9 protein-coding genes are annotated in these 11966 nt (G+C 68.6%); all 9 read right to left on the bottom strand.

Annotated elements, in window-relative coordinates; translation table 11 throughout:
• Window positions 1–51: 51 nt before the first annotated feature.
• Window positions 52–1251, bottom strand: a complete 1200-nt coding sequence (gene rodA / locus ACWD4O_RS44280) for a rod shape-determining protein RodA (protein ID WP_451288715.1) — start codon at window positions 1249–1251, stop codon at window positions 52–54.
• Window positions 1248–3503 (bottom strand): penicillin-binding protein 2, encoded by a 2256-nt coding sequence (gene mrdA / locus ACWD4O_RS44275; protein WP_451288714.1) that lies wholly within the window; start codon window positions 3501–3503, stop codon window positions 1248–1250. Before mrdA ends, rodA begins: the two co-directional genes overlap by 4 nt.
• Before the next feature lie 176 nt (window positions 3504–3679).
• On the bottom strand, window positions 3680–4351 hold the full coding sequence (gene mreD / locus ACWD4O_RS44270) for a rod shape-determining protein MreD (RefSeq protein ID WP_451288713.1): 672 nt from the start codon (window positions 4349–4351) through the stop codon (window positions 3680–3682).
• 15 nt (window positions 4352–4366) lie between these two features.
• Window positions 4367–5305, bottom strand: a complete 939-nt coding sequence (gene mreC / locus ACWD4O_RS44265; RefSeq protein WP_451288712.1) for a rod shape-determining protein MreC — start codon at window positions 5303–5305, stop codon at window positions 4367–4369.
• 172 nt (window positions 5306–5477) lie between these two features.
• Window positions 5478–6497, bottom strand: a complete 1020-nt coding sequence (locus ACWD4O_RS44260; protein ID WP_020127820.1) for a rod shape-determining protein — start codon at window positions 6495–6497, stop codon at window positions 5478–5480.
• 252 nt (window positions 6498–6749) lie between these two features.
• Window positions 6750–7163: a nucleoside-diphosphate kinase gene (gene ndk / locus ACWD4O_RS44255; protein ID WP_351916909.1), complete on the bottom strand. Its 414-nt coding sequence runs from the start codon at window positions 7161–7163 to the stop codon at window positions 6750–6752.
• Window positions 7164–7240: 77 nt separating this feature from the next.
• Window positions 7241–7606 carry a DUF4233 domain-containing protein gene (locus ACWD4O_RS44250; RefSeq protein WP_451288711.1) on the bottom strand — a complete coding sequence of 122 codons (366 nt, stop codon included), beginning with the start codon at window positions 7604–7606 and terminating at the stop codon, window positions 7241–7243.
• Between the two features lie 11 nt (window positions 7607–7617).
• Complete coding sequence (gene folC, locus ACWD4O_RS44245; RefSeq protein WP_451288709.1) at window positions 7618–9138, bottom strand: bifunctional tetrahydrofolate synthase/dihydrofolate synthase; 1521 nt, start codon at window positions 9136–9138, stop codon at window positions 7618–7620.
• A gap of 153 nt (window positions 9139–9291) precedes the next feature.
• Window positions 9292–11916 carry a valine--tRNA ligase gene (locus ACWD4O_RS44240; protein ID WP_451288708.1) on the bottom strand — a complete coding sequence of 875 codons (2625 nt, stop codon included), beginning with the start codon at window positions 11914–11916 and terminating at the stop codon, window positions 9292–9294.
• Between the last annotated feature and the right edge of the window lie 50 nt (window positions 11917–11966).

Raw genomic sequence — 11966 nt, 5'->3', positions numbered from 1 at the left:
CCGGGTGCCAATCGGGGATGAACGCAGGGAAACCACAAGGTGTCCCGATGTTTACGCGGACATCGGCCGTTGCACCCGGATGGACTGCAACAGCCCCATTGCGACCCACACCGCGAACATCGACGAGCCACCGTAGGAGACGAACGGCAGCGGCAGGCCCGTCACCGGCATGATCCCCAGGGTCATCCCGATGTTCTCGAACGACTGGAAGGCGAACCAGGCCACGATGCCCGCGGCGACGATCGTGCCGTACAGCTCCGTCGTCTCACGGGCGATGCGGCAGGCGCGCCACAGGATCACGCCGAGCAGGACGATGATCAGGCCCGCGCCCATGAAGCCCAGTTCCTCGCCGGCGACGGTGAAGACGAAGTCCGTCTGCTGTTCCGGGACGAACTGGCCCGTCGTCTGCGAACCGTGGAACAGGCCGGCCCCGGTCAGACCGCCGGAACCGATCGCGATCCGCGCCTGGTTGGTGTTGTAGCCGACGCCGGCGGGGTCGAGGCTGGGGTTGGCGAAGGCGGCGAAGCGTGCGATCTGGTACTCGTCCAGGATGTGCAGCTGCCAGACGGTGATCGCGCCGGCCGCTCCCGCGCCGATCAGCCCGAAGACCCAGCGGTTGGAGGCTCCGGAGGCCAGCAGCACGCCCAGCACGATCAGCACCATGACCATGACCGACCCGAGGTCGGGCATCAGCATGACGATCAGCATCGGAACGGTCGCGAGGCCGAGTGCCTGGACGACCGTGCGATGGTCGGGGTAGAGCTTGTCGCCCGCGTCGACCCGGGCCGCGAGCAGCATGGCCATGCCCAGGATGATCGAGATCTTCACGAACTCCGAGGGCTGGAGCGAGAAGCCGCCGCCGAGGACGATCCAGGAGTGCGCGCCGTTGACCGTGGAGCCGAGCGGGGTCAGCACCGCGAGGATCCCCAGCAGCGAGAGGCCGTAGAGCACCGGGACCGCGTTGCGCAGGGTGCGGTGGCCGAGCCACACCGTGGCGATCATCAGGCAGATCCCGATGCCGGTGTTCATGAGGTGCCGGACGAGGAAGTAGTACGGGTCGCCCTGGTTGATCTCGGTGCGGTTGCGGGTCGCCGAGTAGACCAGGAGCGAGCCGATCAGCGACAGGGAGATCGCCGACAGCAGTATCGGCCAGTCCAGCCGCCGGGCCAGCGAGTCACGGGCGAAGACCCGTGTCCAGCCGGCCCGCTGGGGCCCGTATCCGGAGACGGAGAAGCTGTTCGCGCCGGTCATGTGCACATCCTCCGGCTTCCCCTCTTCCGCCGTCGTCGGCGGGTGTCTCGGTTGGTGCTCGTGTTCTGCTGGGCGGTGCCCGCCGCCTGTGTCTCGTCCGGCTCCGGCGCGGCCTGCTGGCTGAGGCGCTGCTGCTTCGCCGGGTCCTTGGGGATCTTCGGGGACTTGATCGTGCCGTCCGTCTGGATCTTCGGCAGGCTCGTCAGCGGCGTGGGCATCAGGGCGTTCTTCTTGTCGATCTTGCCGTCGTCGGAGACGCCGTAGAGCGCGTCGTAGATGTTGCGCACGGCCGGACCGGAGGCGCCGGAACCGGTACCACCCTGCGAGATCGTCATCACGACCGCGTAGTCCTTGGTGTACGTGGTGAACCAGGACGTCGTCTGCTTGCCGTAGACCTCGGCGGTGCCGGTCTTGGCGTGCATCGCGATCTTGTCCTGGGGCCAGCCGACCTGGGCGAAGCGCCAGGCGGCCGTGCCGCGGGTGGCGACGCCCGCGAGGGCCTCGCCCATCTGGCTCAGTGTGGTCTTGCTTATCGGCAGCTTGCCGTGCGACTTGGGCTCGATCTCGGTGATCGTCTTGCCGTCGGCGCTGACGATGGCCTTGCCGACCGTCGGGTCGTACAGGGTGCCGCCGTTGGAGATCGCCGCGTAGATCGTGGCCATCTGGATCGGGGTGACGAGGGTGTCGCCCTGACCGATGGAGTAGTTGATCTCGTCACCGGCGCGCATCTTGTTGCCTTCGAGGCAGTTCTCGTACGCGATCTTCTCGACGTAACTGCCGTCCTTCTTGCCGGTCTTGCACCAGCCGTCCTTGTTGGCGTCCCAGTAGGACTGCTTCCACTGACGGTCGGGGACGCGGCCGGTGACCTCGTTGGGCAGGTCGATGCCGGTCTCCTTGCCGAGCCCGAACTGGTGGGCGGCCTTGAAGAAGTAGTCGTTGGGCTCGCCCTTCTTCGGGTTGATGCCGCCGTCCTTCTGCCATTCCTTGTGGGCGAGCCCGTAGAACACGGTGTCGCAGGAGACCTCCAGGGCCCGGCCGAGCGAGATGGAGCCGAAGCTCTGCGACTCGAAGTTCTTGAAGACCTGGCCGCCGACCGAGTAGGAGCTGGTGCAGGGGTAATTGCCGTTGAAGTCGTAGCCGGCCGCGACGGCGCCCGCCGTGGAGATCACCTTGAAGGTGGAGCCGGGCGCGGACTGACCCTGTATGGCCCGGTTGAGCAGCGGGTAGTTGGAGGCCTTGCCGGTCAGCCGGGTGTAGTCCTTGGCGGAGATCCCGCCGACCCAGGCGTTCGGGTCGTACGTCGGGTTGGAGGCCATGGCGACGATGCGGCCGGTCTTGACCTCCATCACGACGACCGCGCCGGAGTCGGCCTTGTAGTTCTCGTTGGTGTTGCGGTCGTGCTGCTTGCGGGCTTCCTTCATCGCCTCGTTCAGCTCGTACTCGGCGACCCGCTGGACGCGGGCGTCGATGCTGGTGACGAGGTTGGAGCCGGGCTCGGCCGGGTCCGCCTCGGCCTCGCCGATGACGCGGCCGAGGTTGTCGACCTCGTAGCGGGTGACGCCGGCCTTGCCGCGCAGCTCCTTGTCGTACTCGCGTTCCAGGCCCGAGCGGCCGACCTGGTCGGAGCGCAGATAGGGCGAGTCGGTGTCCTGGGCCTTGGTGAGCTCGTCGTCGGTGACCGGGGAGAGGTAGCCGAGGACCTGGGCGGTGTTGGCCTTGCCGGGGGCGGGGTAGCGACGCACGGCCTCGGGCTCGGCGGTGATGCCGGGGAAGTCCTCGGCGCGCTCGCGGATCTGCAGGGCCTGCTTGGCGGTGGCCTCGTCGGTGATCGGGATCGGCTGGTAAGGCGAGCCGTTCCAGCAGGGCTGGGGCGTCTCCGAGTCGCACAGCCGGACCTTCAGCATGACGTCCTCGGGGGTCATGCCGAGCACGCCCGCCAGCTTCGTCAGGACCGCCTTGCCGTCGTCCGGCTGCTTCAGCAGGTCGGTGCGGGAGGCGGAGACCACGAGCCGTGTCTCGTTGTCGGCCAGGGGCACTCCGCGCGCGTCCAGGATCGAGCCGCGGACGGCGGGCTCGACGACCTGTTGGACGTGGTTGCCGGAGGCCTCCTTGGCGTACTCCGCGCCCTCCCGGATCTGCAGGTACCACAGGCGGCCGCCGAGGGTGCCGAGCAGGGAGAGAACGAGGATCTGGATCACGACGAGCCTGATCTGGACCCGTGGTGTCCGACCGGTCTCGGGAATATTGGTCACTGCGGCTGTCTCCCCCTCTCAGTACGCGAACGAGTGTGCGCAGCTGTGTGTGCGTACGAATGATGAACGACCGGCCTGTGAGCCCACGTTCCGCCGGAACTTCCCCGTTCGAGTGAATCCCGGGGTGATCGTTCGGGTGAATCCCACGGTGATCGTTCGGGTGAACCCGCCCGCGCTCACAGCCGCTTGACCCCCTTGATGCGGCCGGCGCGGGCCCCCCGCGACTTGGCCGCCTTCAGCTTCAGTCCGTTGCGCTGGCCGCCGATCCGCAGCCCCGTCCCGGAGGAGAGCCAGCCGGAGGAGATGTCGGGGCTCCTGGCGGCGGAGTTGGTCTCCGCGAGGGGGTCGTTGTCGGCGCGCCGCGCCAGGAACATGACCGCGGGGACCACGAACGGGGCCAGCAGCAGGTCGTACAGCGCGGCCGTGAACAGCAGCCCGGTCAGGCCGACATGGCGGGCGGCGGTGTCGCCGACGAGCGCGCCGACCCCGGCGTACAGCAGCGTGGAGCCGATCGCGGCGCCGACGACCACGATCATCGGGCCGGTGGCCGACTTGATCTGCCCGCTCTCGGGCTTGACGAGCCCGGCGAGATAGCCGATCACGCACAGCACCAGCGCATACCGGCCGGCGGCGTGGTCGGCGGGCGGGGCGAGGTCGGCGAGGAGGCCGGCGCCGAAGCCGATGAGGGCGCCGCCGACATGACCGTAGATCATGGCGAGGCCCAGGACCGTGAGCAGGAGGAGGTCGGGGACGGCTCCCGGGAGGTGCAGGCGGGCGAAGACGCTCACCTGGATCACCAGGGCGACGACCACCAGCGGGACGGAGAGCAGGATCCGGTTGACGCGCATGGGGGGTGTCAGCTCCTACTGCTGCTCTTGCTGGCCGTCGACGGACGCGTTCGGGGTCACCGTGACGGTGACCGTCGGGGTGGGCACCGGCTTGGGCTTGGACGGGAGCACGGTGTCGCGCGGGTCCTTCTTCGGGGCCTCGACCACCACTCCCACGATGTCGAGCTTGGTGAAGCTGACATAGGGCGTGACGTAGAGGGTGCGGGTGAGGTCGCCGCCGGAGGGGTCGACGCGGGAGACGACGCCGACGGGGACACCGGGCACGAAGGGCTTGTCGGCCTGCGAGCCGAAGGTGACCAGCCGGTCGCCCTTCTTCACCTCGGCCTTGCCGTTGAGGAGTTCGACGCGCAGCGGCCGGTCGCCCTGCCCGGAGGCGAAGCCGAGCTCGTCGGACGCCTCCATCCGGGTGCCCACGGTGAAGTCGGGGTCGTTGGCGAGCAGCACGGTCGCGGTGTTGGGGCCGACGGTGGTGACCCGCCCGACCAGCCCGTCCCCGTTCAGGACCGTCATGTCGCGCTTGACGCCGTCGTTCGCGCCGACGTCGATGGTGATGGTCCAGGAGAAGCCCTGGGCCGCTCCTATCGCGATGACCTCCGCGCCCTTGATGCCGTACTGGCCCGCGCCGGCGATCTTCAGCATCTTGTCGAGCTGCGTCAGCCGGCTGCGGTTGCGGTCGTCGCTGCCGAGCTTCGCCTTGAGAGCCGCGTTCTCCTGCTCCAGATCGGCGAGTCGGTCATGGCGTTCACCGGAGTCACGGACGGCGGAGACGGCGTTGCCGACGGGATCGACCGCCGACGACACGCCGTCCTCGATCGGACCGAAGACCGCGGCCGCGGCCTGCCGGGCACCGTCGACCGGGGAGTCCTCCCCGCCGCGGATGTCCACCGTGATCAGCGCGAACGCGATCGCGACCAGCAGCACCAGGAGCAGCCGGCTCTCTCGTGTGTCCCTCACGTGCGGCGGCCGTGCCCTTCCTCGAGAGAAAAAACCAGGAACCAGGAAAACAGGAATTCACGTAGCCCCGGGCCAAGATGACCAAGGGCGCTTTGTGGGAGCTTATGCCTCTATATCAACGATCCGCCGCACGAGAGGAGATCATCTCGTACGGCGGAACCGAAGCGTTACGTCATCTGCGGGGCGCGGCGTCCAGCACCTGCTGGAGCGCCTCGAACTCCTCGACGCACTTGCCGGAGCCGAGCGCCACGCTGTCCAGCGGGTCCTCGGCGATGTGGATGGGCATGCCGGTCTCCCGGCGCAGCCGCTCGTCCAGACCGCGCAGCAGGGCTCCGCCGCCGGTCAGAACGATTCCGCGGTCCATGATGTCGCCGGACAGCTCCGGCGGACACTTGTCGAGGGTGGTCTTCACGGCGTCGACGATGGCGTTGACCGGCTCCTCGATCGCCTTGCGCACTTCGGCGGCCGAGATGACGACGGTCTTGGGCAGCCCGGAGACCAGGTCCCGGCCGCGGATTTCGGTGTGCTGGTCGTCGTCGAGGTCGTACGCCGAACCGATCGTGATCTTGATCTGTTCGGCCGTCCGCTCACCGAGAAGGAGGCTGTACTCCTTCTTGATGTGCTGGATGATCGCGTTGTCCAGTTCATCGCCCGCGACACGGATGGACTGGGCGGTGACGATGCCGCCGAGCGAGATGACCGCGACCTCCGTGGTGCCGCCGCCGATGTCCACCACCATGTTGCCCGTGGCCTCGTGGACCGGCAGGCCGGAGCCGATGGCCGCGGCCATGGGCTCCTCGATGATGTGCACCTGACGGGCGCCGGCCTGGGTCGACGCCTCGATGACGGCACGGCGCTCGACGCCCGTGATGCCCGAGGGCACACAGACGACGACTCGCGGCCGAGCCAGATACCGCCGCTTGTGGATCTTCAGGATGAAGTAGCGGAGCATCCGCTCGGTGATCTCGAAGTCGGCGATGACGCCGTCCTTCAGCGGACGCACGGCGACGATGTTGCCCGGCGTGCGCCCGATCATCTTCTTCGCTTCGGCGCCGACCGCGAGGATGCCACCGGTGTTGGTGTTGATCGCGACGACGGACGGCTCGTTGAGTACGATCCCGCGACCCCTGACGTACACCAGCGTGTTGGCGGTCCCGAGGTCGACAGCCATGTCACGGCCGATGAACGACATTGAGTTCCCCATCAGGATTCGACTGGCCTTCCATGAGCTTTTTGAGGGCTTATCAGGTCGGCGAGGTGGGTGCTGTGACGTGAAGGCTTCCATCGTAAACGCGCCTGCACGAACACTGCGGAGCGGTCTCCGCCATTGTTTGCAGATGCTGTGTGGGTTCGCTTCTGGAGACGGGCGTTCGGGGATACGCGTTCCCTCGATCGCCCGCTTCAGACCGCTGTCGGGGCGTCTTTCAGCGCCGCCGTCGGTGCGTCAGACGCGACCGGGGAAGAAGATCTTCACCTCGCGCTCGGCGGACTCCTCGGAGTCGGAGGCGTGGATCAGGTTCTCGCGGACGATCACGCCGAAGTCACCGCGGATGGAGCCGGGGGCGGCGGCGATCGGGTCGGTCGGACCGGCGAGCGCGCGCACGCCCTCGATGACCCGCTCACCCTCGACGATCAGCGCGACGACCGGACCGGAGGCCATGAACTCCACCAGCGGCTCGTAGAAGGGCTTGCCCTTGTGCTCGCCGTAGTGCTGCTCCAGCGTGTCCTGGTCCAGGGTGCGCAGCTCCAGCGCGGTGATCTGCCAGCCGGCCTTGCGCTCGATACGGCTGATGATCTCGCCGGTCAGGCCACGACGGACCGCGTCGGGCTTGAGCAGGACGAGGGTGCGCTGGCTCACGGGGTGACTCCTTCTACGACCGGGCTACTGCCGGGGTGTGCGGTGGGATGAGGTTACAGGGCGTGTCCGGGCGCCTGTCACGCAGCGTCAGCAGTATCCGGAGAGCCGGCGGCGGCCTGTGCTGCGAAGCGCGCCTTCGCCTCGTCGATCTCTCTGCCGTAATGCACCGAAGCCCACCACAGGGCGCCGAACAGCACCCCCATGAAGAACATCATCGGGATGAAGAATCCGGATGCGACAAGGGCGATCTGCAGCGCCCAGCCGAGGGCGACGCCTCCGGGCCGGGTGACCAGAGCGCACAGCAGCACGCTGAAGAACATGGCGATGCCGCAGACCGTCCACACCGTGGAGGTGGACAGGTCGGGTTCCTTCATCGCGACGAGACCGGCGAAGCCGATGATGAAGAACTCGCCGATCAGGGTCGAGGAGCAGAGTGTTCGCATGGTGTGGGACCTCAGCCCTTCCCGAGAAGCAGTCGGGCCTCGCCGACGGTGATGACGGAACCGGTGACCAGCACCCCGCCGCCGGTGAACTCGCCGTCCTCCTCGGCGAGCGTGATCGCCGCCTCCAGCGCGTCGGGCAGCCGCGGCTCGACCTGGACGCGGTCGTCCCCGAACACCTCGACGGCGATCGCGGCGAGTTCGTCGACGTCCATCGCGCGGTGGCTCGAGTTCTGGGTGACCACGACCTCGGCGAAGATCGGCTCGAAGGCCTCCAGAAGCCCTCGCACGTTCTTGTCGCCGCTGGCGCCGACCACGCCGATCAGCCGGCTGAAGTCGAAGGCCTCGCTGACGGCCTCGGCGGTGGCGCGGGCGCCGGCCGGGTTGTGGGCGGCGTCGAGGACGACGGTCGGGGACCGCCGGACGACTTCGAGGCGGCCCGGGGAGGACACGGCCGCGAAGGCCTTGCGGACCGTATCGATGTAGAGCGGCTCGGGGCGCTGGGCGCCGACGCCGAAGAACGCCTCGACGGCGGCGAGCGCGACGGCCGCGTTGTGCGCCTGGTAGGCGCCGTGCAGCGGCAGATACACCTCGGGGTACTCGCCGCCCAGCCCGCGCAGGGTGACCAGCTGCCCGCCGACGGCGACCTGACGTGCGACGACGCCGAACTCCAGACCCTCCCGGGCCACGGTCGCGTCGACCTCGACGGCCTTCTTCAGCAGGACCTGGGCCGCGTCGACCGGCTGCTGGGCCAGGATGACGGTGGCGTCCTGCTTGATGATCCCGCTCTTCTCGACGGCGATCGCGGCGGGCGTCTCGCCGAGCCGGTCGGTGTGGTCCAGGTCGATGGGCGTCACGACGGCGACGTCTCCGTCGATCACGTTCGTCGCGTCCCAGGAGCCGCCCATCCCCACTTCCACGACCGCCACGTCGACCGGCGCGTCCGCGAAGGCGGCGTACGCCATGCCGGTGAGCACCTCGAAGAAGGACAGCCGGTACTCCTGCGACCCGTCGACCATCTCGACGTACGGCTTGATGTCCTGGTACGTCTCGATGAACCGCTCGGCGGAGATCGGGACGCCGTCGAGGCTGATCCGCTCGGTGATCGACTGGACGTGCGGGCTGGTGTAGCGGCCGGTGCGCAGCTCGAAGGCGCCGAGCAGGGCCTCGATCATGCGGGCGGTGGACGTCTTGCCGTTCGTGCCCGTGATGTGGATCGACGGGTACGCGCGCTGCGGCTCCCCCAGCACGTCCATCAGCGCGGAGATACGGCTGACGGAGGGCTCCAGCTTGGTCTCGCCCCAGCGGGTGGCCAGCTCCGACTCCACCTCGCGCAGGGCCTTGTCGACCTCGGGATCCGCGGGACGCGCGGGCACATCGGCCTGCCCTGCGCTGCCCTGGGTGCGCAGGGTGCGGCTGCCGGCCTCGATGACGGCGAGATCGGGATCGCGGTCTGTCTCCTCCGCGATGATCTCGTCGAAGGGGTCGAGGGGGCGGGGCTGGTCGTGGTCACCGTTCGGGGGGAGCTCGCTCACGGGGCCAGTCTACGGACGACCACTGACAGACGTAGGCGAAGGCCCCCGGAACCGTACGGATCCCGGGGGCCTTCGCCTACGCAGTGCCTGCCGGCCTCAAAAGCCGCAAGGCTTCAGTGCCTCACCACCTCGGTGGTGCCGTGCCTCGGTGCCTCACGCCTGCGGCAGGCGCTCCAGCTGGCTCTGGATGCGGGCGATGTCCTCGTCCGCCTTGGCGAGGCGGCCGCGGATCTTGTCGACCACGTTGTCCGGGGCCTTCGCCAGGAAGGCCTCGTTGCCGAGCTTGGCGTTGGCCTGGGCCTTCTCCTTCTCGGCGGCCGCCAGATCCTTGGCCAGGCGCTTGCGCTCCGCGACGACGTCGATCGTGCCGGAGAGGTCCAGCGCGACCGTGGCGCCCGCGACGGGCAGAGTCGCCGTCGCCGAGAAGTCCTCGCCCTCCGGCGTCAGGCGCAGCAGCTGACGGACGGCCGCCTCGTGCGCCGCGAACGGCGTGCCGTCCAGCGTGAGACGGGCCGGGACGCGCTGTCCGGGCTGCAGACCCTGGTCGGCACGGAAGCGGCGGACCTCGGTGATCACGCTCTGCAGGCTCTCGATCTCCTGCTCGGCGGCCGTGTCCCGGAAGCCGCTGTCCTTCGGCCACTCGGCGACGACGACCGACTCGCCGCCGGTCAGCGTCGTCCAGAGGGTCTCCGTGACGAACGGGACGATCGGGTGCAGCAGCTTCAGGGTGACGTCGAGGACCTCGCCGAGGACCCGGCCGGAGACCTTCGCGGGCTCGCCGCCGGCCATGAACGTCGTCTTGGAGAGCTCGACGTACCAGTCGAAGACTTCGTCCCAGGCGAAGTGGAACAGCGCGTCGGAGAGCTTCGCGAACTGGAAGTCCTCGTAGAGCGCGTCGACTTCGGCGACGACCGAGTTGAGACGGGAGAGGATCCAGCGGTCCGTCGCCGACAGCTCGGCGGTCTCCGGCAGCGGGCCGTCGACCGTCGCGCCGTTCATCAGCGCGAAGCGCGTCGCGTTCCAGATCTTGTTGGCGAAGTTGCGGGAGCCCTGGACCCAGTCCTCGCCGATCGGGACGTCGACGCCGGGGTTGGCACCGCGCGCGAGGGTGAACCGGAGCGCGTCGGAACCGTACTTGTCCATCCAGTCCAGCGGGTTGACCGCGTTGCCGAAGGACTTGGACATCTTCTTGCCGAACTGGTCGCGGACCATGCCGTGCAGGGCGATGGTGTGGAACGGCGGGGTGCCGTCCATCGCGTAGAGGCCGAACATCATCATCCGGGCGACCCAGAAGAAGAGGATGTCGTAGCCGGTGACCAGGACGGAGTTCGGGTAGAACTTCGCGAGCGACTCGGTCTGTTCGGGCCAGCCGAGCGTGGAGAACGGCCACAGTCCGGAGGAGAACCAGGTGTCGAGGACGTCGGTGTCCTGACGCCAGCCCTCGCCGCTCGGCGGCTCCTCGTCCGGGCCGACGCAGACGACCTCGCCCTCGGGGCCGTACCAGACCGGAATGCGGTGGCCCCACCACAACTGCCGCGAGATGCACCAGTCGTGGAGGTTGTCGACCCAGTCGAAGTACCGCTTCTCCATCTCCTGCGGGTGGATCTTGACACGGCCGTCGCGGACGGCGTCACCGGCGGCCTTCGCCAGCGGGCCGACCTTGACCCACCACTGCATGGACAGGCGCGGCTCGATGGTGGTCTTGCAGCGCGAGCAGTGACCGACGGAGTGGACGTACGGCCGCTTCTCGGCGACGATCCGGCCCTCGGCGCGCAGGGCGGCGACGATGGCGGAGCGGGCCTCGAGCCGGTCCAGGCCCTGGAAGGGGCCGTGGGCGGTGATGACCGCGTGCTCGTCCATGATCGTGATGGCCGGCAGGTCGTGCCGCTGGCCGATCTCGAAGTCGTTCGGGTCGTGCGCCGGGGTCACCTTGACGGCGCCGGTGCCGAACTCGGGGTCGACGTGGGTGTCGGCGACGACCGGGATGGAGCGGTCGGTCAGCGGGAGGCGGATCTCCTTGCCGACCAGGTGCTTGTAGCGCTCGTCGTCGGGGTGGACGGCGACGGCGGTGTCACCGAGCATCGTCTCCGCGCGCGTGGTGGCGACGACGATGGTGTCGTCCCCCTCGCCGTACTTCATGGAGACGAGCTCGCCGTCGTCCTCCTGGTACTCGACCTCGATGTCGGAGATCGCGGTCAGACAGCGCGGGCACCAGTTGATGATGCGCTCGGCGCGGTAGATCAGCTCGTCGTCGTAGAGCCGCTTGAAGATGGTCTGGACGGCCTGGGAGAGGCCCTCGTCCATGGTGAAGCGCTCGCGCGACCAGGCGACGCCGTCGCCGAGGCGGCGCATCTGGCCGCTGATCTGGCCGCCGGACTCGCCCTTCCACTGCCAGACGCGGTCGACGAAGGCCTCACGGCCGAGGTCGTGCCGGGACTTGCCCTCCTTGCCCAGTTCGCGCTCGACGACGTTCTGCGTGGCGATGCCGGCGTGGTCCATGCCGGGCTGCCACAGCGTCTCGAAGCCCTGCATGCGCTTGCGGCGGGTGAGGGCGTCGATGAGCGTGTGCTCGAAGGCATGCCCCAGGTGCAGGCTGCCCGTGACGTTCGGCGGGGGGATGACGATGGTGTACGGAGGCTTGTCGCTCTTCGCGTCGGCCTCGAAGTAGCCCCGCTCCACCCAGCGCTCGTACAGCGGCCCCTCTACATCGGCCGGCGCGTACTGGGTCGGCAGTTCGGTGTGGGGCGCTGATGGCTGCTGCTGAGCGTTCTCGGTCACGGGCCCAGTTTAGGGGTGTCACCGCGCCGTCCCGAAACGTGTTTGCTCTG

This window comes from Streptomyces sp. NPDC002623 (genome assembly GCF_053592635.1).
This window is presented reverse-complemented; position numbering and strand designations above follow the sequence as displayed.

Coding starts and splice junctions, on each gene's coding strand:
- rodA (WP_451288715.1), bottom strand. CDS start 1,251: ATGACCGGCGCGAACAGCTTCTCCGTCTCCGGATACGGGCCCCAGCGG.
- mreD (WP_451288713.1), bottom strand. CDS start 4,351: ATGCGCGTCAACCGGATCCTGCTCTCCGTCCCGCTGGTGGTCGTCGCC.
- ACWD4O_RS44260 (WP_020127820.1), bottom strand. CDS start 6,497: ATGTCGTTCATCGGCCGTGACATGGCTGTCGACCTCGGGACCGCCAAC.
- ACWD4O_RS44250 (WP_451288711.1), bottom strand. CDS start 7,606: ATGCGAACACTCTGCTCCTCGACCCTGATCGGCGAGTTCTTCATCATC.